A 25,157-nucleotide genomic window follows, 5' to 3' on the forward strand; every position below is an offset into this window, starting at 1 on the left:
GCAACGGATCGTCCGGTTCGCGGTGGTATCGTGCTGACGCCCGACGCCGGTATCGCGGATTTCGGCCGGAGCGGGTCCCGGTTCTGTCGCGACCGAATGTCACCGGGCCTTTTGGGAGGGGAGGTGCCGGCCGTCCTGCCCTCCTGCATCAGCCAATTATTTGGGTGATCCGCCCGAGGGGCGTGCATCAGGTGATTAGAGCTGGTTTTCAGGCGGCCGCGGCCGCGAATCTGTCATTCGCAAATGCCGCTGCGCGAGATTTACCTTTGCACCTGCGGACGCTAGCCGGCAACTTGCGGGCGTGTATGATATATCTTGCGGCATCCGGTCTGGCGCCAGCTTGGGCCGTGCTTGCTGTTTGGGAACGAGCTGGCCTCGACAGCGCCGATGAACACGCAGTCCCGCGACCTGAAAGGCGAACGTCATCGATTGACGGTGCTTTTCTCTGACCTCGTCGGGTCCACCGTGCTGGGCCGGGAAATCGAATCCGAACATCTCTCCGAACTGCTGGGGCAGCTCAGGGATATCTGGCATCGCGCGGTGTCCAAGCATGGTGGGCGCGTCATCCGGACGCAGGGAGATGGCGTTCTCGCCGTGTTCGGCTATCCGCGGTCTGGCGAGGATGACGGTCGTCGTGCCGCCGAAGCCGCCATCGACATTCACAGGTGGGTCGGGTTGTTGCGCCACGACAGCGTGTCCCCAGCTCTGCTGCCGCTCCGCATGCATTCGGGCATCCACGCCGGCACCTTGCTTCTGACCGAGGGGGATATCGAGTCCGGCCGATATGACCTGGTCGGCGATGTCGTGAACACGGCTGCGCATCTGTCGCGTCGGGCTGCCCCGGGCCAGATCCTCGCCAGCGTTGATGCCCTCGGTCCGCATGCGAATTTCTTCGAGCTCGGCGCCCCGGTTCAGGTGACAGATGCGGGACCGGACATGCCGCAGGCGCGCGCGGTGCTGCGACGAAGCACGGTGACCCGGCGGTTTGACGCAACGTCCAGGCGCGGCTTGACGCCCTTCACCGGGCGCAACGAAGCATTCGACTTCTTGACCGGCTTTCTCAGCGAACCACAGCCGGTCTCGCGACGTTGTGCGGTCATCGTCGGCGGTCCTGGACTTGGCAAAACGCGGCTGCTGGAAGAGGTGCTGCGAGACTGCGATACCGATCAGTTCAAGCTGCTGCGGGGCAGTTGCGAGAGCTATGTCGGTGCAGAGGTGCTGCAACCGTTTCTGCAGATGCTGCGCACATCTTTGGGAATAGGACCGAACGCATCCATCGCCGAGGCCGACGAGACGGCGCGCGACGCCCTGCAGCCATGGTTCGCCCAACTCGGTTCACGCGCGGAAACGATCATCGCACTCGCCTCAACGGGTGCCGATGCGCGCGGCGGTCGCATGACCGTCGATGGCGTCGTCGGTGACCTGCTCGGCTTCTTTACCGTCCTGTCCGCGCAGGGCGCGTTGATGATGGTGATCGACGATTGGCAATGGTCCGACGACGCGAGCCGGCAGTTGCTGGAGAAGCTCCTGCAATTGCCTAACGGACCGCGCTTCATCCTCGCCAGCCGGCCGCGCGACGACGGAACCGAGTGGATTTCCGGCGCGCCGCATATGCGGCTGGAGCCGTTCGAGGGACAGGAAACCGACATCGCCGTACGACGCTGGGTGCCACAGGCCGATCCTTTCCTGGTGGCCCGTGTTCACGCCTATGCCGGCGGGGTGCCATTGTTCATCGAAGAGCTGTGCCATTCGATCGCAGCCAACGACAGTGCATCGTTCGAGATGCGCAGCCAGCAAGGCGGATGGATCGCCACGCTGGTCGCTTCGCGCCTGTCGCGCCTGCCGCCCGGTCAGGTGAAGGTTGTCCGCGCCGCCGCGGTGATCGGAAACACGGTGCCGAAAAGCCTGCTCATGGCGGCCTGCGGCAGCGAGCCCGACGCGGAGACCTTGCGGGCGTTGGCCGACGCGGATTTTCTCTTCGCCGATCCAGCCGGCGATGTGCTTCGCTTCAAGCACGGCATCACGCGGGATGCTGTCTACGACAGCATCACCCTGCACGAGCGTCAGGCCTTGCACAAGCGCATCGAAGCCAGTTTGCTGGCGCGGTCCGAGCAGGCCGATCGCGAAGATACGCTGGAAGCCCTGGCCTACCATTCGCGCGGCGCAGGCCATTGGGAAAACGCGGCTCATTATGCCGAACGCGCTGGCGACAAGGCCATGGCCGCCTTCGCGCTGGACCTTGCCGGGTCCCAATATAAGGCCGCCATGGATGCGCTGGATCGCGTGCCGGAACGCTCGCGCGAGCAGTCCCTGCGCTGGTGCTTGCTGGCGAACAAACTCGGCATGGCCAACATCTTCGATCCCCTGTCGTTGACCGAGGACACCAGCGTGTTCGAACGGGCGGTCGCGATCGCGTCCTCGCTCGGCGACACCGGCGCAACGGCCGGTGCCTATGAGTGGCTCGGCTACATGTGCTACGGCTTCGGCCGCTTTCGCGAAGGGGTGACGCACACGAGAACGGCGCTGGAATGGGCGCACAAGCACGGCGAGCCGCGCCTGATCGCCCGGATAAAAGCCGTGCTGGGCCAGATTCTCGCCGCGAGCTGCCAATACGACGAGGCCACCGCCTTGATCGACGCCGCCATCTCGACTGCGCGCAGCCGCCGACATGGCGCGATCGCCGTCGGCTCGGCCTATTCGCTGTCCTGCACGGGCAGCATCCTGGCCGATCGTGGCGATTTCGATGGCGCTCACGAGTGCTTCAACGAAGCGATGAGCCTGGTCGAAGGTTCGACCCATCCGGTCGTCAGCTCGGTGCGCAATTGGATCTCGGTCGCGCTGGTCTGGCAAGGCCGTTGGCAGGAGGCTGAGCAATTGGCCGTGGAGGGCGCCCGCGCCGCCGAAAACATGCGCAGCCTGCTGATGCTGGCAGCGTGCCGCGCTGCGTCCGGATTTGCCCGCTGGTCCACGACCGGCGACGCCGATGGTTTGCAGCAGCTACGAAACGCCGCGCAATGGATGGAGCGGCGCAACTTTCACTTCTACACGTCGGTTCAATATAGCTGGCTGGTCGAGGCGGCGGCGGCCGAAGGCGATGTCGATACGGCACGGCGGTATGCAGCCCATGTGCTGGGCCGCGCGCGCGAGGGTGAGCGGCTGGGCGAGGCAATGGCGTGCCGCGCGCTCGCGAGGCTCGCGGCCCGTCGGGGCGATTTTGGACGCAGCCGGCGCTGGTTGCTGCGGGCCGAGAGCTCCGCAGGCTGGCGCGGCTCGCTGCGCGATGCTGCTCTGAATCTGGCCGCGCGCGCCGAGCTTCTCGCGCAGCAAGGGCAGGGCGAAGCGGCCCGTCAAACCGCAACCGAGGCTGCCGAAAGGCTCAACGCGCTCGGCATGCACTGGCATGCGGAACAGACAAGCCGTCTCCTGTAAGCCGGCGGCTCTCTTCAACCGATATTGAAATCGTTCTTGAGCTTGTCGGCGACCACCTTGGCGAGCAGGTCGAAGCCGTCTTCGGTCGGATGGAATTCGTTGGCCCATAGCAGCTTGTAATTTCCTGGAAAACGAGGGTCCGCTTCCAGCGTGCCCGCGGTTTTGACGGGGAATACGCGGCCGGGATAGCTGGCCGCGACCGTTGCCACCATCGCGCCGACCCTGTCGATCAGACGTCGCGTCACGTCTCGCGACACCGCCAGATCGGTGATCCCGCGCGCCTGGAAGATCGGGAACAGCCAGGGCCCTGCCACCGGATCCTTGCGGCCGTCAGGAATCGAATGATCGTAGTCATGGATCAGGATCGGAATGTTGGTCAGATCCTTCAGCTCGTGGACGACACAATCGAGGATCGTCCGGTAGAAGTTCGCGATCTTGACGTCGATGAACGCGTGAACCTCACTCTCGATCAGCGGATCGGTGCCGGCGGGCGGCGCCTGGAGCAGCATCTTGTACAGCGGCGTGCTCGCCGGCGAGGTGTAGCCGGAGACCACGTCATTTCCGCCGCCACCGATCAGCATGGCCTGCGGTGCCGGTACGGAGGGATCGGGGTTCTGGAAGCAGTTCCTTATCTCATCCAGACTATTGGCGCCGGCCATCTCCTCCAGCCGCCGGCCATACGTGCCGAAGCGCTGGCTGTCAGCCGCAACATAGCCGAGCTTCTCGAGCGAAGAGACGAGGCTTGGCCGGAGGCCGAATGGGAATTTGAACAGCCAGGAGTCACCGAGTGTCACGAGTTGGGCCGTGGCCACTTTCTGGAGCTTCTTGGCCTCCTGGATCTGAAATTCATGGGGATCGTGGAGCGCGGCAACAGACGGCGAACGCAATTCGAATGCACGAAAATCGTTGGCGGTTAGCATTCTGGTCTCCAGGGCAAGGGTGAGGGGAGAGCCGGGGTTTTCCGGCAGCCTTCCGTCCAAACTCAACGTCAGCGGCGCGGGGCCCGCGCGCAACGGCAGCGTCGACTCCACCAGGCCGCTGAAGAAACCCAACATCACGGCCAGCGCCGGATGCGCGCCGGGACACGCATGCGTGGGATGGCCCGCGACCCTCCGGTTGCCGCCGAAGGCGTGATAGTAGTCCTTACGGCCGTCGACGAGGTTCTGCTGTGTCGCGGAGACCGCGCCGGCGACGACGATGTCGCCTGGCTTGACATCGACCGTGTGCTCGCCCGTCCCCAACGCGAATGACGCGACAGCCGTCCGCCATATCAATTCGGGCACCGCACGCAGCTGCATCGCGGGAATGAAGTCGTCTCCCAACCGGTTGAGGGCATCGGTGTAATCCGTTGCGGCCGTGCCGGCATAGCGCGCGCGCAACGACCACAAGGTCCCTTCGCGCAGCCATTCATTCAAGATCCTGCGCAAATTGCCTTCGACGGTTGGAATGAAGCCCATCATGGAGCCGGTAATGGTGCGCGCCACAAACGGGATGTCGCCCTGAGCCCGTTGGGAATCGAGCACGGCCCGTGTCACGGGCGCCTTGATCGTCGCGTTGAAGCGGTTGAGGAAGCCGATCATGGCGGTCCGTGCCGCCGAGCCGTGCGCAGCACCAATCGCCTCCACCTGCTGATTGGGATGCGGTTGGAAGATGTAACGCGAGGGTGACAGGAAATGGCCGGGATAGTTGGGTGGCTGGCCAGGCGTCCAGTCCCAGCGATAGCCGGCGCGGCGGAAGAAACCTCCGTCCTGGGTCAGCCCGAACCACTCTTCACAGAACACGGCCAGCAGCGGCTCCAGCAGCTCGCGCACATCGACCGTCAGCTCCCAGCTCGCTTCGCCGTCGGCCTGGGCAAAGCCGATCGATAGGTCTACCAGAGTTTGCAGGACTTTCTGGGTGGTCGCACGTGCAAGCGCGAATGCGGCTGGCTGGTCGAGAGCCATGATGGCGTCATTGCAGACAGCGGACTCCTGCTCGTAGGCCTGGTCTTCCTGTCCGGCGTCGCGGCCGAGATAGAGAATGCCGAACGACACTTGCATGCGGGGGAGATAGCCGGTGATCGTCAAATGGCGGTACGGATCGGTCAGCACCTGCGTGACCATGTCCCGGTCGGCCACCAGCACCCCGAAGGGTGTGCGCAGCACGCCGCCGTGGCGCTCGCGGATCGCAGCCCATACCGACGCATTGATGAAATTCGCAGCTGAATCCGGGTCCTCGATCGCCGTCTTCCAGCCTGCCATCGCAGCGGCTTCGCCCTCGACGCGCTCGATCTCGCGCAGCCGTGCGATTTCTTTTTCACCATCGTCCACGCTCCACGGCACCAGCGGCTTGCGGCCGAGGCTTGCGGCCCATTGTTGCAAGCTCGCCAACGCCTTCTTCGATGGCGCGAAGAAATACGCGCCCCATTCGAGACGAACGAAGGGGCGGGGTTCGTCGTGGAGCCGGTCCGAACCGTCGAGCGACATGCGAACGGTCTGGCCTTCGTGCTCGAAACGGAAATGCCGGAGACGACCAGCTTCGGCGAGACCGAGGAACGGATCGCTCTCCCCGGAGGAACTGCCCGAGCTGTTGCCGCCGGCGAGCCAGCTCTGCACCACCTCGAACTGCTCGCCGAGGCTGGCGTTGTAGGCCATGAAGACGAGACCGCGCTCCTGTTGCAGGGCATCCTTGGCAGCCTGCGCGTCGCCACGCTTGACGGGCGGACCGTAGGACATGCCGCGTCGGACGATACGCGGCGGCCGGGCGCCGCCGTCGGCCAGAGTCAATCGCACCCGTGGATTTGCGCGCCTGATGTGCGCGTGGAACGGGCAGGACTGGGCCTTCGTGTCGTAATCATAGTTGAAGTCATTGAACCCCGGGCCGGCTGGTGGAGTAGGGGTGAGCGGCTCGCCCGCCTTCGGGTGGCCGGTGGGCCAGCGCCCCATCATCTTGGCCAGAAGCGTCTCGCGCGTCAGGACTGGGGTGGGGTCGCCGGCGGCCGCCGCGTCGGTCGCCTGCCGCGTGCTGCGAAGCAGGACCTCCTCCAGCTCCTCGATATCCTGCCGCAGTTTGCGCAGCGCCAGAAAACTGCCGTCGCGAAGCATGGCGTGAGCGCGATTGCTGGCGTCGCCGTAAGGGGCGGTCTTGTCGGCCACGTTCGGATAGCCGCACAGGATCTCGCCGAGATGTACCTGATTGGAATAGCGCAGGCCGGCATCGCGTTTGTTGAGCACCGGATTGGACGTCCCGTCCTTGAAACCGAAATGGTCCTGGACGTTACCGGCGGCATCGCGCTGCCGCTGCATCCACTGGATCGAGAGCGGCCTGACGCCGGGATCCACGTCGACCAGACGCTTCATCTCGGCCAGCAACGCTGCTCTCGTCTCCGCCATCGGCGTCGCCGTAGACAAGTGACGCAGCTGAAGCATGGCGTGGACGGCGCCCAGGTCGATGCGCGGAGTAGGATCATCTGCACGCAGGTCCGGCGCATCAGCCCCGAGCGTCCAGTTGCTCGCCGGCAGGCGCCATCGCTCAGGATGATTCCAGCGGACGTCGCCCAGCAGGCCGGCGCGCCGTTGCATGCCCTGCACGAACTCATCCGGCAGGCTGCGCACCTCATCATCCGTCAGGCCGGCGTGGCGCAGGCCCTCGACCGTGAAGGCGATGTTGGTGACGATCTGCCCCGCGCTCAGAGCGTCGGCTTCGGTCGTCACCTTTAGTTCGTTCAAGAACGCCGCGAGTGCAGCCGGCGTCACAAATTGCAACAGCAGCAGGCCGCCATGGTCCGAATCCGGGTAGGGGTTCACGATCCCGGCCTGCACGTTGCCGGGCTCCTGCAACCTCTGTTCGATCGGCGGGATGGATGGCAGGTCGCGCCGCGGCTCCGCGACATCGGGCGGGGTCATCAGCCACGTCATCGCTTCGTCAATGCGCAGGCGCGCGCGGCCTATGCCTTCGGCGTAGCTGTTGCCGTCGTTGATCATGGTGACGAATTCCGGCAGCAGCTCATGCGCCGCACGGTGCAGGATCACCCCGTCATGCGTGCCGGGCGGGTAGAAGTCGGCCAGATGGTAGAGCCCGGCGAGCGCGCGTACGCCGTGACGGAAAGGGGGCCGACCGGCGGCCTCGAGGGTGAGGGGCTTGCTGAAGCCTGCGTCGGTGGGATCGACGCCGATCAGGCCGTCCACCTGGAAGATGGACCGTCGCGCAATCTCTTCCGGCGAGGGAATTTTGATTTCCGTGACGATCTTGTCGGCACCGGCGCCCGAGGCGCGCCGATAAACCCGCTCTTCCATCCGCAGGAAGCGGGTGTCGTCCACGGTCAGATCCGGCGTGGTGTAGAGGAAGTAGGCTTCACTCTGCCGGCTCTTCAGCCAGATGCCCCAGTCTTCATAGGTGTTTTCGTAACCGAGGACATAGCCCTCGGTATTGCAGAAGATGAGATCGAGCAGGCGCGCGGCCTTCTGCCAGATGACGCGGACATAGGCCTCCCAGGACCCGTCGAATGTTGCCGTCAGCAGCACATAGTCGACGGGGTCCTCGGTACCGTCCTCGGGCTCGAGCACGGCGATGCCAACGGAATGGATGCGTCCCACACGGTCCACGGAGTCGGACAGGACGCGGGCGAGTTCGTATTCATATGCGCTCGCACGTCCGCCATTCAGCCCCCGCAGAACGTATTTGGCCCGCGTCTTGTACGTGGTCGCGTCCAGGGACGGCACGAACCCCTTCTTGATCGGAGCCAACACCCTGAAATCCGACGTGCCGGCCATGCTGCCGGTCTTGATGGTCAAATCGCGACGCATGTCCTGCCTCCCTGGCGGCTGGCGGGCGACCTGTCGTCGCCACCCAGCCGAAATACATCTTTTGCGTACTCTTTTACAAAATGCACTTTAAGATCGTATGAGATCGGCCGGCGCGGCCATAAGAATTTGCCCCATGCCTTCGGTCGCAAAGTCGGCGGCACCTCAACCCAAAGTCGCTATTTCTAAACTTCAACTGTGCTGTTCCGGCGCTGGCGGTTCTATGAACTGGCCCACACTTTTTGATTCATTTTTGGTGCGGAGCGCCCCAGTCGCACGAACCAAGCAAAGCAGCTCCATTGGGGAGGGCGCCTAACCGGCGCTACGGTTCGATCCACACGCGATTCATTGACCTCGGCAGCGCGCCGCCGTCGGAGGGGCACAGGAGAGGCCATTTCGAAGGCCGGACGACGCGGCGAACGCGCCTCAGCTCGGCACAGCTTCCGAGGAGCTTTGCTGCCGCTCCGTCCCGCGCGCCGACACCGGCTCGTGCTGCCAAGGCCAGCGGCCCTCGATCTCGAGCGTCAGGGTCCAGCTCAGGAAGGTGCGGACCACAACGAGGCCGGCGAGCAGGCCCAAGCTCATGAATGTCAGCTCGATGGCGATCGTCTTCACGATATCCGCGGCAACCAGCACCTCGAGGCCGAGCAGAAGCGACCGCCCGATGCTGATCTTGTAGTTGTCGTAGCGAGACTTGATCTCTTGCCCAAGCTGTCCTGGCCCGACCGGGTTTGATCCGAGGATGTAACGGGCGGACCAGATGATCCCCACGACGATGATGAAGACGCCGAATATCTCGATGCCAACGCCGATGACGTGAATCCAATGGCTGGTGGCAGTCTCAAAGGAGGGCGGGGAATCGACGGCGAAGTTCATGGTCGAGGCTCTTGTCGCATCGACTTTTGATCGATCCACGGATCGTCGTGCCCATTGTTGATCGAGATCAACGAGCCGCAGGCAATCACGAAGATGCTAAATACTCGACGGTTCACCGATCCAGATTGCGGGACAACGGAAAGGAAGTGGCATGCAGCTCTGGCTGATCCCCACTCTCTACGCCGCTGCGAGCATCGCGGCGGGCTTTCTCGTGCCGCGCTTCGAGTCAGCGTTTCTGGCCGTTAGTCTCAATTTGTCCACGTCCTCTGCTCAGGCGTATCTGTCCGCGGTTGCCTCGGGAATGATGGCGCTGACTGGCATTGTCTTCTCGATCGCCTTCGTACTGGTTCAGTTCAATGCGGTGGTCTATTCCCCACGTCTCGTCGTCTGGTTCGCGCGCGACCGGCTGTTGTTTCACTCGCTCGGCATGTTCGTCGCGACCTTCATGTACAGCCTGGCCACGTTGGCCTGGGTCGACCGCCAGGGTACCCAAGGCGTACCCTTCCTGTCCGCAGCGATCGTGGCGGCCATGCTGATGGTCAGTGTGTTGATGCTGGCGCAGCTCGTCCAGCGCTTGAACAATCTTCAGATCGTGCGCGTGCTGCAGACGCTCGGCGATACCGGCCGCCAGGTCATCGTCAGCACCTATCAGGCCGCCCAGTGGCCCGTATCTGGAACGCGCGCGCGACCGCAGGAGCAACCTGCGCGGCCGGAGCTGATCGTCAGGCACGTCGGAAGGCCGCAATCGGTGACATCGATCGATATTTCGCGGCTGGTCGCGCTTGCCCGCCGCATGGACGGTCTCGTGGTGATCGAGTGCGGCGTCGGCGACACGCTGCTCGAAGACACTGTGGTTCTGCGAGCCCACGGGGCGGGCGCTGTCCTCTCCGAAAAAGAGCTGCGTCGTCACGTCCATCTTGACGACCAACGGACCTTTGACCAGGATCCCAAATATGCCATGCGCCTGCTGGTCGATGTCGCGATCAAGGCGCTGTCTCCCGCCATCAACGACCCCACAACTGCCGTGCAGGCCATCGACCAGATCGAAGATCTGCTGCGACGGCTGGCGAAATGCGACCTTGAAACCTGCCGCGCATATGACGAGGACGACATTCTGAGGGTGATTTATCGGATGCCGTCCTGGGAGGATTACCTCGCGCTCGCCTTCGACGAGATCCGGCAGTTCGGATCGACCTCGATCCAGGTGATGCGTCGTCTGCGCGCAGCCCTGGTCGAGTTGTCCGTCTGTGTCGACGGTGAGCGTGCGAAACTGGTTCGCGCCTATCTCGGTCATCTCGATTCCGGAATCGAGCGATCAACCTTCGATCCTGAGGACCGCGCGGCCGCCCGTATCGAGGACCGGCAGGGGCTCGGCTTGTCGCACCGCCAGGAGGTAGGGGCCGCGTCCGGCGCGGGCTTAACCGAGCAGAAGGGACGGGCGGCATCGTGATCGCTGAAACGACCGAGCGCCCCGTGCAGAACCGCGAGCACCGCGGCCTCGCTGCTGCCTCCGGCACCCCGTTTTCGGTGCTGCTGCCTGCGGCGTTCTGGCTGATGCGCTCGACCCGGAGCCTGGCCTCACAGCGGCACGGCAACGTCGCGCTCGCGCTCAATCTCATTCCTGTGGTTCGTGGGGTTTCTGCGCGACCGCCTTGGCGCGCGTGAGGACCAGTTCCTCGCGCCGCTCTTCCTGGACAGCGCAGTGCTCTGGCGCCGGGCGGCCACGGGCCGGAGCGGGGCCGCTCATAGCGGCGATGAGTGGTGTGATCGCCGTCCGGCTGCGCTGCATCAGCCAATCCGTAATTCGCATAAGGTATATTATGGAATATATTTATATCGAATTAGATCAGTTATTTAGGTCGAAGTTCTGCCACGTCGCCTTCACTCCAGCACCAATCTTGGGTCGTGCCATCGCAGATGGCCTGCAATCTTGACGCCTACTGTGCATGGGGTTGTTTTCGCGTTTTGGATCGCGGCTGGGCACGCCGAAAGCCGATATTGCCGCGACCTTGTCCGGCTGCAATAAGCGAGCTTCGCGAGATCGCAGATGACTGCTGACCAGACGGCCGTATAGGTTTGCGTCTCATAACAAGAACAAACTTCCGAGGAAGCAGACCCATGAGTTTTTCCCGCCGCACGCTTCTCAAGGCCACCGCCGCGACCGCCTTTTTTGGCGGCGTCAGCGCGCCCTATGTGGCGCGTGCCCAGGCTGCCGAGTTCACCTACAAGTACGCCAACAACCTGCCTGACTCGCACCCGCTGAACGTCCGCGCCAAGGAGATGGCTGCGGCGATCAAGCGCGAGACCGGCGGCAAGTTCGACCTCCAGATCTTCCCGAACAACCAGCTCGGGTCCGACACCGACATGCTCAGCCAGATCCGCTCCGGCGGCGTCGAGTTCTTCACGCTGTCGGGCCTGATCCTGTCGACCCTGGTTCCGGCCGCGTCCATCAATGGCATCGGCTTCGCTTTCCCGGATTATGACACGGTCTGGAAGGCCATGGACGGCGACCTCGGCGCCTTTGTCCGCGGCGAGATCAAGAAGGCAGGTCTCGAGGTCATGGACAAGATCTGGGACAACGGCTTCCGCCAGACCACGTCGTCGACCAAGCCGATCACCGGGCCCGATGACTTCAAGGGCTTCAAGATCCGTGTCCCGGTGTCGCCGCTGTGGACCTCGATGTTCAAGGCGTTCGACGCCGCGCCCGCCTCGATCAACTTCGCCGAGGTCTATTCCGCGCTCCAGACCAAGATCGTCGAGGGCCAGGAGAACCCGCTGGCGATCATCTCGACGGCAAAGCTCTACGAGGTGCAGAAATACTGCTCGCTGACCAACCACATGTGGGACGGCTTCTGGTTCCTGGCCAACCGCAAAGCCTGGGCTGCGCTGCCTGACGGCATCAAGACCATCGTCGCCAAGAACATCAACGCCGCCGCCCTCAAGGAGCGCGAGGATACCGCCAAGCTGAACGCCAATCTCCAGCAGGAACTCGCAGGCAAGGGCCTGACCTTCAACCAGCCCACGGTCGCGCCATTCCGCGACAAGCTGCGCTCCGCCGGCTTCTATGCCGAGTGGAAGGGCAAATATGGCGAGCAGGCCTGGGAGCTGCTGGAAAAGGCCGTCGGCAAGCTGTCGTAACGCGTTGGGGCCGTCATGGCTCAGGTCGGGGTTCAGGTGACCGAAGTGGTGGGCGAGGTGGCTGTTCAGTCCCCTCGCCGATCTTCGTTGCTGGCCTCGCTGGAACGCATTCTCGGCCTCGCCGTCGAGATCCCCGCGGCGATCCTGGTCGTGACCGAGATCGTGATCCTGTTTGCCGGCGTGGTCGCGCGCTACGGCTTGCACCGGCCGCTGATCTGGTCGGACGAGCTGGCCTCAATCCTGTTCCTGTGGCTGGCCATGCTGGGCGCGGCGGTGGCGTTCCGCCGCTCCGAGCACATGCGCATGACCGCGATCGTCGCCAGCGCCGGGCCTGCGATGCGGGCCTGGCTCGATCTGGTGGCGGTCTCTGCCGCGTTGGCGTTCCTCGCGATGATCGTCTGGCCGGCCTACGACTACGCGTACGAAGAGAGCTTCATTACCACGCCGGCGCTCCAGATATCGAACATGTGGCGCGCCGTCGCGCTGCCGGTCGGGCTCTGCCTGATGGCGGCATTCGCGCTGCTGCGTCTGGTGCGCGCGGCCGACTACCGGATGGTGCTGACAGCCGTGTTGTCGGTTGCTCTCGTGGCCGGGCTGTTCTGGCTGGCACAGCCCTACCTGCGGCCGCTCGGCAACCTTAACCTCCTCATCTTCTTCGTCGGCGTCGCTGGCTTTTGCGTCTTCGCCGGCGTTCCCATTGCGTTCGGCTTTGGCCTTGCGATCTTCGGCTATCTGGCGCTGACCACGCACACGCCGGTCATGGTCCTGGTCGGACGGATGGACGAAGGCATGAGCCATCTCATCCTGCTGTCCGTGCCGCTCTTCGTGTTTCTGGGCCTGCTGATCGAGATGACCGGCATGGCCCGGGCCATGGTGGCGTTCCTGGCGAGCCTGCTCGGCCATGTCCGCGGCGGCCTGCACTATGTGCTGGTCGGCGCCATGTACCTGGTCTCCGGGATATCCGGCGCCAAGGCCGCGGACATGGCTGCGGTCGCGCCCGTGCTGTTTCCTGAGATGAAGCAGCGTGGTGCCAGGCCCGGCGATCTCGTCGCGCTGCTGGCGGCGACCGGCGCCCAGACTGAAACCATTCCGCCAAGCCTGGTGCTGATCACGATCGGCTCGGTCACCGGCGTCTCGATCGCCGCCCTCTTCACCGGCGGCCTGCTGCCGGGCGTCGTGCTCGCGTTCACGCTCTGTATGCTGGTGTGGTGGCGCTATCGCCACGAGGACATGAGCCATGTTCGCCGCGCCACTGGTAGCGAGATCGGCAAGACCTTCGTCATCGCCCTGCCCGCGCTCGCACTGCCCTTCGTGATCCGATACGCCGTCGTCGAAGGCATTGCGACTGCCACCGAAGTCTCCACCATCGGCATCGTCTATGGCGCCCTCGTCGGCCTGATCATCTACCGCCGCTTCGACTGGCAGCGGCTGTTTCCGATGCTGGTCGAGACGGCGGCGCTGTCGGGTGCGATCCTGCTGATCATCGGCACGGCCACAGGCATGGCCTGGGGCCTGACGCAATCAGGCTTCTCGCGCTCGCTGGCCTCCGCCATGACCGGATTGCCAGGGGGCGCTGCGACCTTCATCGCCGTGTCGATCCTGGCCTTCACGATCCTCGGCAGCGTGCTGGAGGGCATTCCTGCGATTGTGCTGTTCGGGCCACTGCTGTTTCCGATCGCACGCGCCGTCGGCGTGCACGAGGTGCACTACGCCATGATCATCATTCTGGCGATGGGTATCGGGCTATTCGCTCCGCCGTTCGGCGTCGGCTATTATGCCGCTTGCGCCATCGGACGCGTCGACCCGGCCGAGGGCATCAAGCCGATCTGGGGCTATCTGCTGGCGCTGCTGGTGGGATTAATCGTCGTCGCGGTGTTCCCCTGGATCTCGATCGGATTCCTGTAACGCACGGCGTCAAGGAGGAGGGTGTCGATGAGTGATCGGCAGAACCAGTACAATATCGGCCTCGACAAGACCCCCGCCAATTACGTGCCGCTGTCGCCGCTGAGCTTCCTTGCGCGCAGTGCCGCTGTGTATCCCGATCACGTCAGCACGGTCTATGAGGGCCGCAGCTTCACCTGGCGCCAAACGCATCAGCGTTGCAAGCGCTTTGCCTCCTATCTTGCCGGCAAGGGCATCGGCGTCGGCGACACGGTCGCTGCGATGCTGCCGAACATCCCGGCAATGAACGAGGCGCATTTCGCGGTCCCCATGACCGGCGCGGTGCTCAACGCACTCAACATCCGCCTTGATGCGCCTTCGATCGCGTTTCAGCTCGACCACGGTGGCGCCAAGATCATTCTGGTTGATCCTGAATTTTCAGGCGTGATCACCGATGCGCTGGAACAGATGGCCGGACCGAAGCCGTTCGTGATCGACGTCGACGATACCGCCTTCAAGGGTGGTAAGCGCATCGGCGAGATCGAGTACGAGTCCGCCCTCGCCCAAGGTGATCCGAATTTCACGGCGATCCTTCCGAGCGACGAATGGGACGCGATCGCGCTGAGCTATACCTCGGGCACCACGGGCAATCCCAAAGGCGTCGTCACCCATCATCGCGGCGCGTATCTCAACGCCGTCAGCAACATTCTCGCCGGCAATCTCGGCCAGCATCCGGTCTATCTCTGGACCTTGCCAATGTTCCATTGCAACGGCTGGTGCTTCCCCTGGACGCTTGCAGCGGCCGCCGGCATCAATGTTTGCCTGCGCAAGGTCGAGCCGACCAAGATCTTCGAGTTGATCGGGCGGCATGGCGTCACCCACATGTGCGGCGCGCCGATCGTGTACAACACGCTGATCAATGCGCCCGATGCGCCAAGAGGCAACGCGGCCCGCCGCGTCGTCGGCCTGATCGCCGGCGCAGCGCCGCCGGTTGCAGTGCTTGAAGGCGCCGAAAATATCGGCATCAAGCTCACGCATGTGTACGGCCTGACCGAGGTCTACGGCCCCGCCTCCGTCTGCGCCGAACAGCCCGGCTGGGACGAGTTGCCGCCCGCCGAGCGCGCCAAGATGAAGCGCCGGCAGGGCGTGCCCTACCCGCTCGAGGAAGGCGTCACCGTCATCGATCCGCAGACAATGCAGGAGGTGCCGCGCGACGGCGAGACCATCGGCGAGGTCATGTTTCGCGGCAACATCGTGATGAAGGGCTATCTCAAGAACGAGAAGGCGACGAAAGAAGCGTTCGAGGGCGGCTGGTTTCACACCGGCGATCTCGGCGTGCTCGACGAGCACGGCTACGTCATCATCAAGGACCGCTCCAAAGACATCATCATTTCCGGCGGCGAGAACATTTCGTCCGTCGAGGTCGAGGACATCCTCTACAAGCACCCGGCCGTGCTGTTCGCCGCCGTCGTCGCCAAGCCCGATCCGAAATGGGGCGAGGTGCCTTGCGCCTTCGTCGAGCTGAAGGACGGCGCCAGCGCGAGCGAGGCCGAGATCATCGCCTTCTGCCGCACGCATATGAGCGGCTTCAAGACGCCGAAGGCCGTCGTGTTCGGACCAATCCCGAAGACGTCGACGGGCAAGATCCAGAAATTCCTTTTGCGCAACGAGGTTGGATCGGCGAAGGCGATCTCGACCTAGTTTAGCAGTGGTACGCTGCTGGCAGGCTAGTGCGTCTCCAGCCTTAAGCCGTCATAGGCCGGCACCACGCTCGCGGGTAGCTTCTGCCGGATCACCTCATAATCGACATCCGCCGTCATGTTGGTGATGACGGCGCGCTTGGGCTTGAAGCGCTCGATCCACGACAAGGCGTCGCTGATGCTGAAATGGCTGACATGCTGGGTGTAGCGCAGGCCATCGACGATCCATAGATCGAGGTTTTCCAAAGCGTCCCAGCTCTCCCGGGGGATGTCGTTGAGGTCAGGCGTGTAGGCTGCATTGCCGATGCGATAGCCGAGCGCTGGAATGTTGCCGTGCTGGACCAGAAAGGCGGTCATGGTCACCTCGCCGCCCTTGCCGCTGATGATCTGGCTCCCGCCGGCCTCGATCGAATGCCTGACGAGGATCGGCGGATAGTCGCTGCCCTCCGGCGCGATGAAGCAATAGGAGAACCGCGCCAGGATGTCTTTCGCGGTCGACTGATTGAAATAGACCGGAATGCGCCTGCGCATGTGCATCACGACCGGACGCAGATCGTCCATGCCGTGGGTCTGATCGGCATGTTCATGCGTCAGGAACACCGCGTCGATGTGGTCGACATCGGTCGAGATGAGCTGCTCGCGCAGGTCGGGCGAGGTATCGATCACAATGCGCGTGGTGCCGTGATGAGATGTCTTTTCGACCAGCAGCGAGCAGCGGCGGCGGCGGTTCTTGGGGTTGGTGGGATCGCATGCGCCCCAGCCGAGGGCGGGACGCGGCACACCGGCGGAGGAGCCGCAGCCCAGGATCGTCAGCGTCAGCGTCATGCGGCTACCAACCTCAAGCTTTCACCTTGGAGAACAGGCGGAAGAAATTTTCAGTCGTCTGACGTGAAATCTCATCGAGCGACACGCCACGCGTTTCGGCCAGCACCTTGGCGACCTCGACCACATAGGCCGGCTCGTTGCGCTTGCCCCGGAACTTGCCCGGCGCAAGGTAAGGCGAGTCTGTTTCAACCAGAATACGGTCAGCAGGTAGTTCGGCCGCGAGCGCGCGCAGAGTATCCGACTTCTTGAAGGTCAAGATGCCCGTGAATCCCACATAGAGCCCGAGCGACACCGCCTTGAGCGCCAGCTCACGCCCGCCGGTGTAACAATGCAGCACGGCGCGAAACGATCCCGTTGCCGCCTCCTCCTCCAGGATGCGGGCGCAATCCTCATCCGCCTCGCGGGTGTGGATCACCAGCGGCAGGCCGGTGGCGCGCGCGGCGGCGATATGGGCACGAAAGCCCCTCGCCTGCGCCTCCGGTGAGCTATCATCGTAGAAATAGTCGAGCCCGGCTTCGCCGAGCGCGATCACCTTGGGATGCCGTGTCAGCGCGATCAACTCGTCCGGCGAGATGCCGTCTTCCTCATCCGCATTGTGCGGATGGGTGCCGACCGAGCAATAGACGTCATCATAGCGCTCGGCGATGGCGAGAAGCTGACCGAGCTTTCGCACCCGTGTCGAGATCGTGACCATGCGGCCAATCCCGGCCGCGCGGGCACGCGACACGATCCCGTCGAGATCCTCCGCAAAGTCCGGGAAATCCAGATGGCAGTGACTGTCGACCAACATCTCCGAGTATCGCTTTCCAAACAAATCCTGAGGCCAGCCGGGACCAGCCGTTCACAGGTAGGGGAAGCGTCAGGGGACGTCAACGGGACCGACAACCGCTCATCCGGGCCGGTTCCGAAGCACGTGCAATCTAACGCGGAGGCCAAGTGAAGGCAGCGCGATCAGAGGTCCAGCACTTCGCGCACCTTACGCGCGAGCTTGTCGCTCTTGTAAGGCTTTTGCAGCAGATGAATCCCAGGATCGAGGCGGCCATGATGGGAGATCGAGTTCTCGGTGTAACCCGATGTGTACAAAATCTTGATGCCGGGGGCCATCTGCCCCACCCGCTCTGCGAGTTGCCTTCCGGTCATGCCGCCAGGCATTACGACGTCTGTAAACAAGAGATCGGGAGAACCGGAACGCGACACCTCCTGCAGCGCAGACGGCCCATCGCTGGCCTCGGTCACTGTATAGCCCAGGCGGCGCAATTGCTGGACCGCGAACATCCGCACGTGAGGATCGTCCTCCACGACGAGGATCGATTCAGTGCCCGTCGCAAGGGTTGCAGGAGCACGGGCTGGCTGAGCGGCAGTGATCGCATCGGCTTTGGCACGCGGCAAAAAGATCTTCACGCAGGTGCCGTGTCCGACCTCGCTGTAAATCTGGATGTGTCCGCCCGTCTGCTTGACGAAGCCGTGCACCATGCTCAGCCCAAGTCCCGTCCCCTTGCCGACCGGCTTGGTTGTGAAAAACGGCTCGAAAATCCGGTCAAGGACTTCGGGCGCTATGCCGCTTCCCGTATCGGACAAAGCCATCATGACGTATTGGCCTGGATTGACCTCCACGCTATGCGCGGCATAGTCGTCCGACAGTTCGACATTGCTGGTCTCGATCGTCAGCTTGCCTCCCTGCGGCATTGCATCGCGCGCATTCAGAACGACGTTGAGGATCGCAGTCTCCATTTGACGGATATCTGCGGTTACTGCCCACAATGACTTCATCAAACGAAGATCGACCTCGACGTTCTCGCCGATCGTACGCCGTAGCAGCGCGTTCATGCGCGTCACGACCTCGTTCAGATCAAAAGTGCTCGGCTCGAGAGCCTGGCGTCGGGCGAAGGCAAGCATCAGCTGTGTCAAACTTGCGCCACGTTCAGCGGCTGCAACAATTGGCTCGACCAGCTTGCGATGCGCATCGTCGCTCTTCATCTCGTCAAGCAAGACCTCTGCATTGCCGAGAATGACCGTCAACAGATTGTTGAAGTCGTGGGCGACCCCGCCTGTCAGCTGCCCGATTGCCTGCATCTTCTGCGCCTGCAACAGCTGCGCTTCCATCCGCTTGCGATCCGTAATGTCCTCGGTCAAGAAGGCAACACCGCCAATGTTGCCGAGGGTATCAAACCAGGGGCGCACCTCCCAACGTAGCCATTGCACGCGCCCGTCGACCCTCGTGAAAGAATCTTCATCGGCACGAAGAGTCTCGCCCGCAAGCGCGCGGCGATGAATGTCGCGCCAGCGATCCGGGATCTCAGGAAAGACCTCATAGTGTGACAGCCCGCGCAGGTCCTGCCCGCCAAGGCCATAGTCCGCAAGCCACCGGTCGCTGTAGACGAGGTAGCGCAGCTCTCTATCAAGTATCGCAATCGCGGCGGGGGCATACTTGATGAAATACCTCAGGCGTCTTTCGCTCTCGCGCAAGGCTTCTGCCGCCTTTTGCTGGAGAGCCTCAAGAGCCCTGCGCTCCGAAATGTCCCTTACCGCAGCGATCGCGGCGGACCGATCGGCCATCGCAATTGGACTGAGACTGATCTCGGCCGGAAATTCCGTCGAATCTTTGCGGCGTCCCCACAGCAACAGACCACCGCCCATCATGCGGGTCTTCGGTTGCGTGAAGTAGGCACTCAGATGGGGCAAATGTCCGCTACGAAATCGCTCCGGGATCAGTATGCTGACGGGCTTGTCCACGAGATCTTCAGGCGCGTACCCAAAAATATCCTGGACGCGGTCGCTGGCGAACTCGATCACACCGGCGTTGTTGACCATGAGCACCGCGTCCGGACTCGCCGCGAGGACCCCTCTGAATCTCGCTTCGCTCGCGCGCAAATCGGCTGCTGCCTTGGTCCGATGCGCGAACTCCTTGCCGAATTTCAGCGCGCGTAGCCGCTGTTGCAGTTTGAGCCATAGCGAGGTTTTCAATTCTCCGGAAGCCTCGCCAGCGTCTCGGGTATCCGGATAGCTCAAATCCCACCTACCATGCGGCTCTCAAGGTCGCTTCCAGGCGAACGACGCAATATCGAGCTAACCATTTCCCTTGGCACGTTGCAGTCCCTGCGGCGACTGCAAACCGGCGCCGCTAAAGCCTCGGACCTCTCATTGGCATGCGTCACCTTATCGTTGCAATGGATGCGTCCCCCAATCGAACGCCGCGAGGCAACCTGGCCCTGCTGCTTCCCGTATGAGAAGCAGAGACCTGCGTTTCGTTTGCAATGATCTGAATCAATGACGCGAATCGAATCTCGCGTTTGACACCGGTCGCAGAGCGATGCCGCCTATCTCGATACCGATTTTCGGCCAACGGCGATGGCTGGCAGGTCCTGATACACCTGCAATCGCTTCGTGGTGAGACGACCCGGTTTCCGAATCGCATCACCACAAGGTTGCGTAAGGCTAGGCCGCGGGCTCGATGTAGCGCGGGAACGCTGGCGTCGGTGCTGGCAGTGTCGTGCCGGGAGCGATACGCTTCTCGCCGCCGAGCATCGCGAAATTGCGCTCGGCTGCCGGGATGCCGAGGCTATCGAGCAGCAGCCCTGATGCGGTCGGCATCGCGGGCTGGGCCAGGATCGCGATCTGGCGCACAACTTCGGCGGTGACATAGAGCACCGTCTTCTGCCTGACAGGATCAGTCTTGGCGAGCGCCCATGGCGCCTCGCCCGCGAAATAGCGATTGGCTTCCGCGACCACGGCCCACACGGCATTGAGCCAGTGATGGATCTGCTGCGTCGCCATGGCTTCGCGCGACGCGGCAATCATGCCGTCTGCCATCGCCAGGATCGCCTGATCGTTGTCGCTGAACGCGCCGGGCTCCGGCAGCACGCCGCCAAGCTGTTTTGCGATCATCGACAAAGAGCGTTGCGCGAGGTTGCCGAGATCGTTGGCGAGATCGGCATTGATGCGCGCGACGATGGCCTCATGGTTGTAGTTGCCGTCCTGGCCGTAGGACACCTCGCGCAGGAAGAAATAGCGCATCTGGTCGACGCCGTACTGGTCGGCGAGATTGAAGGGATCGACGACGTTGCCGACCGACTTCGACATCTTCTCGCCCCTGTTGAAGAGGAACCCGTGGGCATAGACCCGCTTCGGCAGCGCAAGGCCGGCCGACAGCAGGAACGCCGGCCAGTATACGGCGTGGAAACGGATGATGTCCTTGCCGATGATATGCACGTCCGCCGGCCAGTAACGCCAGTTCTTGTCGCTTTCGTCGGGGAAGCCGACGCCGGTGATGTAGTTGGTCAGCGCGTCGACCCAGACATACATCACATGCTCTTCGTTGCCTGGCACCTTCACGCCCCAATCGAAGGTGGTGCGCGAGATCGAGAGATCGCGCAGGCCTCCCTTGACGAAACTTACCACCTCGTTGCGGCGCGCATCCGGGCCGACAAATTCAGGATGGTCCGCATAAAGCTTCAGCAGCTTGTCCTGATAGGCCGACAGGCGGAAGAAATAGCTCTTCTCCTCGACCCATTCGACCGGCGTGCCCTGCGGTCCGAGGCGTACGCCATCGTCATTCAGGCGTGTTTCATCCTCGGCGTAATAGGCCTCATCACGCACCGAGTACCAGCCCGAATAGGTGTCGGCGTAGATGTCGCCATTCGCTTCCATGCGCCGCCAGATCTCCTGGCTCGAGCGATGATGCTGCTCTTCGGTGGTGCGAATGAAGCGGTCGAACGAGACGTTCAGGCGCTGATCCATCTCCTTGAAGCGGTTGGCATTGCGGGTCGCAAGTGCGGACGGGGACAGGCCCTCGTTCTGCGCGGTCTGAACCATCTTCTGGCCGTGCTCGTCCGTGCCGGTCAGGAAGAACACGTCCTTGCCGTCGAGCCGGGCGAAGCGCGCCAGCACGTCGGCCGAGATTGCCTCATAGGCGTGCCCGATATGCGGGCTGCCGTTGGGATAGGCGATGGCGGTCGAGATGTAGAAGACGTTGTCGCGAGCGGGCGCGGCCGCGGGCTTATCCGCTTTCGGTGCGGCCATCAGCTTCGGCGCCTTGGGTTTTGACACTTTGGGCTTCGCGGCTTTTGGCGGCGCGGCGATCGGAGCCGGTGCGGCGATCACGGCGGGCTCAGCCACTCTTGCCTTCTTGACCGCATTCTTTGCAGGAGCTTTAGCTGGTTTCTTCGCCGCTTTCTTGGCGACGACCTGCTTCTTCGCAGCCTTCTTGCTGGCCTTCGTTGCCGTCTTCGCAGCGCTGTTCTTCACGCCCCTCTTGGCGACAGCCTTCTTGGTTTTCTTGACCTTCTTGGCAGCCTTGCGCGCCAGTGCCTTCACGGCCTTCTTGGCGACCTTCTTTGCAGCCTTCTTGCTGCTCTTGCCCTTGGCGGCTTTCTTAGCTCGTGTTGCCACGACAAATTCCTTTACCGGCTTCCCGAAATTTGGAAACGAACCTGCGTTAGGTTGTTATTTCGAGCATGATCCTCTTGGAAAACCGCTACGCACTTTTCCGAATCATGCTCTAGCGCGTTGCGTCCGCCAGCCAGCCGAACACCGAGAAAACCAGGGGCTTTCGCTCCAGATTGTAGGTTTCGGTGTCGCGCGCGGCGCGGACGATCTTTTCCCATACCTCGCTCAAGCGCGCAAGGCGCGGCAGGTTCTGGTTGGCATTGGCATCATCTGCATGCAGGCGGTCCGCAATCCAGCGATCGATGCCGTCGACGAAGGCGGCAAGCGCTACGCGGTCGCTGGTGCCGAGGGACTCACCAAGCGTGTGCAGATCACGCGGATCGACCTCCGGCAACCGTGCCAGCAGCGCCGCCGTGCGCTGCTGGAGCTTCAACGCGTCGCCGCCGAGCAGCGTCAGCGCGCGCGAGACGCTGCCCTCGGAGGCCTCCGCTGCCTCGCGCAGCGCCAAATCGGTCGGCGGGATGTCGGCAGCCGCAGCGGCCGCGCCAATGACCTCGTCGGTAGTCAGTGATCGCAAGCGCAGCTTGCGGCAACGCGACTGGATGGTGGCGAGCACGCGAGCCGGTGCCTGGCTCACCAAAAGGAACAGCGATCGCTGCGGCGGCTCCTCGAGGATCTTGAGCAGCGCATTCGCCGCATTGGGATTGAGCTCGTCGACGGTGTCGACGATGCAGACGCGCCAACCCTCCGCTGCTGCCGTCGAGCCGAAGAACGCGATCGTCTCGCGGGTCTCGTCGACCGTGATGACCGTGCGCATCACCCCGCGGTCGTTGGCGGTGCGCTCCAACGTCAGCAGGCCGCCATGCGAGCCGGCTGCGACCTGTCGCGCCACGGCGTCATCAGGATCAATGGCGAGGTCTTCGGCGGTCTGCACGGCCGCCGCCAGCGGCTGGCCGTGGGCGAGCACGAAGCGCGCCATACGATAGGCCAGCGTTGCCTTGCCGATCCCCTGTGGGCCGCCGATCAACCAGGCATGCGGGATGCGCCCGCTGCGATAGGCGGTCAGCAGTGCCGTCTCGGCCTCGCGATGGCCGAATAGGAGGCTGGTCTCGCGGGGATGCGGGATAGCGCTCTCGCGCTCGGCCTGACGCGGGCTCATGCCGAAATCACCGATGCTGGCGTCGGCAGGAGGCGTTCGCGCAGCGCGGCCCAGACGCGGCCGGCGACCGTATCAGGATCGGAATTGGCGTCGATCAGCACGCAGCGCGCGGGATCATCCGCGCCGATCTTGCGATAGGCCTCGCGCAGGCCCTGGTGGAATGCAAGCTTCTCGCCCTCGAACCGGTCAGGCGTGCCGCTGCCGCGCCGTGCCGCCGCGCGTGCCAGGCCGATCTCGACTGGCAGATCGAGGATGATGGTGAGATCAGGCTTGAGATCGCCGATGGTGACCCGCTGCATCGCGTTGATCAGCCCGGCAGGCACGCTGCCGAGGCTGCCCTGATAGGCTCGTGTCGAGTCGGCGAAGCGGTCGCACAGCACCCAGACGCCTTGTTTGAGCGCGGGCTCGATCACGGTGCGGACGTGGTCGTCGCGCGCGGCCGCGAATAGCAGCGTCTCGGCTTCGGGCCCGAGTAGCTTGCCCATCCCCGACAGCACCAGATGGCGCATGATCTCGGCGCCGGGCGAGCCGCCGGGCTCGCGCGTGACCAGGGTCCGCAATCTGGTCGCGCTGAGACGCTCGGCGAGTTTCTTGATCTGGGTCGACTTGCCGGTCCCCTCGCCGCCTTCAAAGGTGATGAAGCGTCCGCGCCCGGACGGCCGCTGTCCCGTGCTCTCACTCATCGTCAAAGCTTCTCGGCGCCCGCGCGGAACATGCCGATCACGAGCTCGCTGGCGCCGTCGATCGCGCGCCGCATGGTCGAGCCGGTGCCGATCGATTCTGCCGCGTAGACCGGCGTTTCCACCGCGATATTGCCGCTGCGCCAGACCTTGACCACGCCGACCCGCTGGCCCTCCTGAATCGGTGCACGCACGGGACCGCTATAGACAATGCGTGCGATCAGCTTATCGCCGCCGCTCTTGTGCACCATCACCTTCACCGGCTCTTTCGCAACCAGCTTCACCGAGCGGCTCTCGCCGCCAAACACCTTGGCGTAACCGACGGGCTGGTCAGCTGCAATCAGCGTCCGGGTCTCGAAATTGCGAAAACCCCATTCCAGCATCTTCTTGGCTTCGGTGGCACGATCCTCGATATCCTCAAGCCCGTTGACGACGACGATCAACCGCGTACCGTTCTGCACCGCCGAGCCGACCATGCCATAGCCGCCCTCCTTAGTGTAACCGGTCTTGAGGCCGTCGGCCCCTTCCATCGAATTGAGCAGCGGATTGCGGTTGGGCTGACGGATCTTATTCCAGGTGAACTCCTTCTCGCCGAACAGTTTGTAGAACTCCGGGAAGTCCAGGATGATGTGCCGCGCGAGCATACCGAGCTCGCGCACCGTCATCTTGTTGCCGGGGTCGGGCAAGCCGTTAGAATTGGCAAAGGTCGACTTGGTCATGCCGAGCTCGCGGGCGCGCTTGGTCATGAAGTCGGAGGCGAAGATCTTCTCGTTGCCGGCAATGCCTTCGGCGAGCGCGATGCAGGCATCGTTGCCGCTCTGGATGATCGCACCGTGCAGGAGGTCGTCGACCGAGACCTTGCTGTTGATGGCTGCGAACATGGTCGAGCCGCCGGAGGGCGCCCCGCCCCTGCGCCAGGCATTCTCGCTGATCCGATATTCGTCGGTCAGCTTAATGTCGCCCTTCTTGATCGCGTTGAACACGACCTCCGCGGTCACGAGCTTCATCATGCTGGAGGGCGCGCGCAGCTCGTCGGCATTCTTTTCGAACAGCACGCTGCCGCTGGAGGCCTCGATCAGGATCGCCGTGGGGGCGTCGCCGTCGAAGCCGGCATCTTCGGTTTTCTTGGCGCCCTGGACGCTTTGATTGGCGGCATAGAGCACCCCGCCCCAGCTGAGGCTCACGGCAAGCGCCGCCGCGACCAGCCCGCGCGCCCACGCTCCGGCTGTAAACCGGGGATGGCTGAGCAGGATGAGATGAAATGCCATGGCGAAGCCCTGAGAGCCGCGTTCTAACAAACGGA

Annotated in this window: 15 protein-coding genes; 6 read left to right on the forward strand and 9 right to left on the reverse strand. The window is 63.4% G+C overall.

Annotated elements, in window-relative coordinates; translation table 11 throughout:
* The first annotated feature begins 387 nt into the window (after nucleotides 1–387).
* Nucleotides 388–3,429 carry an ATP-binding protein gene (locus XI06_RS28765; protein ID WP_338076535.1) on the forward strand — a complete coding sequence of 1,014 codons (3,042 nt, stop codon included), beginning with the start codon at nucleotides 388–390 and terminating at the stop codon, nucleotides 3,427–3,429.
* A 14-nt stretch (nucleotides 3,430–3,443) separates the two neighbouring features.
* On the opposite strand, the gene XI06_RS28770 is transcribed toward XI06_RS28765, so the two are convergent.
* On the reverse strand, nucleotides 3,444–8,213 hold the full coding sequence (locus XI06_RS28770) for a hypothetical protein (RefSeq protein ID WP_237862414.1): 4,770 nt from the start codon (nucleotides 8,211–8,213) through the stop codon (nucleotides 3,444–3,446).
* A gap of 423 nt (nucleotides 8,214–8,636) precedes the next feature.
* Complete coding sequence (locus tag XI06_RS28775) at nucleotides 8,637–9,086, reverse strand: DUF1622 domain-containing protein (RefSeq protein ID WP_271607054.1); 450 nt, start codon at nucleotides 9,084–9,086, stop codon at nucleotides 8,637–8,639.
* Nucleotides 9,087–9,237: 151 nt separating this feature from the next.
* On the opposite strand from XI06_RS28775, the gene XI06_RS28780 reads away from it, so the two are divergent.
* The 5 genes from XI06_RS28780 (at nucleotide 9,238) to XI06_RS28800 (ending at nucleotide 15,806) form a co-directional block, all read left to right on the forward strand.
* Nucleotides 9,238–10,536: a DUF2254 domain-containing protein gene (locus XI06_RS28780; RefSeq protein WP_237862412.1), complete on the forward strand. Its 1,299-nt coding sequence runs from the start codon at nucleotides 9,238–9,240 to the stop codon at nucleotides 10,534–10,536.
* Nucleotides 10,533–10,751 carry a hypothetical protein gene (locus XI06_RS28785; RefSeq protein ID WP_271607055.1) on the forward strand — a complete coding sequence of 73 codons (219 nt, stop codon included), beginning with the start codon at nucleotides 10,533–10,535 and terminating at the stop codon, nucleotides 10,749–10,751. The genes XI06_RS28780 and XI06_RS28785 overlap by 4 nt, the downstream gene beginning before the upstream one ends.
* A 453-nt stretch (nucleotides 10,752–11,204) precedes the next feature.
* Nucleotides 11,205–12,224 (forward strand): TRAP transporter substrate-binding protein, encoded by a 1,020-nt coding sequence (locus XI06_RS28790; RefSeq protein WP_237868930.1) that lies wholly within the window; start codon nucleotides 11,205–11,207, stop codon nucleotides 12,222–12,224.
* 15 nt (nucleotides 12,225–12,239) lie between these two features.
* Nucleotides 12,240–14,129, forward strand: a complete 1,890-nt coding sequence (locus tag XI06_RS28795; protein WP_237868929.1) for a TRAP transporter large permease — start codon at nucleotides 12,240–12,242, stop codon at nucleotides 14,127–14,129.
* Between the two features lie 27 nt (nucleotides 14,130–14,156).
* Nucleotides 14,157–15,806 carry an acyl-CoA synthetase gene (locus tag XI06_RS28800; protein ID WP_237890083.1) on the forward strand — a complete coding sequence of 550 codons (1,650 nt, stop codon included), beginning with the start codon at nucleotides 14,157–14,159 and terminating at the stop codon, nucleotides 15,804–15,806.
* Between the two features lie 26 nt (nucleotides 15,807–15,832).
* Here the strand turns inward: XI06_RS28800 and XI06_RS28805 are convergent, their stop codons facing one another.
* The 7 genes from XI06_RS28805 to XI06_RS28835 all read right to left on the reverse strand — a co-directional run bounded on the left by XI06_RS28805 (nucleotide 15,833) and on the right by XI06_RS28835 (nucleotide 25,122).
* A complete protein-coding gene (locus XI06_RS28805; RefSeq protein WP_237862407.1) occupies nucleotides 15,833–16,630 on the reverse strand; it encodes an MBL fold metallo-hydrolase in 798 nt (265 codons plus the stop codon).
* Between the two features lie 13 nt (nucleotides 16,631–16,643).
* A complete protein-coding gene (locus tag XI06_RS28810) occupies nucleotides 16,644–17,420 on the reverse strand; it encodes a TatD family hydrolase (RefSeq protein ID WP_237868927.1) in 777 nt (258 codons plus the stop codon).
* Nucleotides 17,421–17,581: 161 nt separating this feature from the next.
* On the reverse strand, nucleotides 17,582–19,639 hold the full coding sequence (locus tag XI06_RS28815; protein WP_237868926.1) for a hybrid sensor histidine kinase/response regulator: 2,058 nt from the start codon (nucleotides 19,637–19,639) through the stop codon (nucleotides 17,582–17,584).
* A 426-nt stretch (nucleotides 19,640–20,065) separates the two neighbouring features.
* Complete coding sequence (gene metG / locus XI06_RS28820; protein ID WP_237868925.1) at nucleotides 20,066–22,018, reverse strand: methionine--tRNA ligase; 1,953 nt, start codon at nucleotides 22,016–22,018, stop codon at nucleotides 20,066–20,068.
* 109 nt (nucleotides 22,019–22,127) lie between these two features.
* Entirely contained in the window at nucleotides 22,128–23,174 is a 1,047-nt protein-coding gene (locus XI06_RS28825) for a DNA polymerase III subunit delta' (RefSeq protein ID WP_237862403.1), read from the reverse strand.
* Nucleotides 23,171–23,857, reverse strand: a complete 687-nt coding sequence (tmk, locus tag XI06_RS28830) for a dTMP kinase (protein WP_237868924.1) — start codon at nucleotides 23,855–23,857, stop codon at nucleotides 23,171–23,173. The genes XI06_RS28825 and tmk overlap by 4 nt, the downstream gene beginning before the upstream one ends.
* Before the next feature lie 2 nt (nucleotides 23,858–23,859).
* Nucleotides 23,860–25,122: a D-alanyl-D-alanine carboxypeptidase family protein gene (locus tag XI06_RS28835; RefSeq protein ID WP_237868923.1), complete on the reverse strand. Its 1,263-nt coding sequence runs from the start codon at nucleotides 25,120–25,122 to the stop codon at nucleotides 23,860–23,862.
* Nucleotides 25,123–25,157 lie beyond the last annotated feature (35 nt).

This window comes from Bradyrhizobium sp. CCBAU 11434, from assembly GCF_028128895.1.
GTDB lineage: Bacteria > Pseudomonadota > Alphaproteobacteria > Rhizobiales > Xanthobacteraceae > Bradyrhizobium > Bradyrhizobium zhengyangense.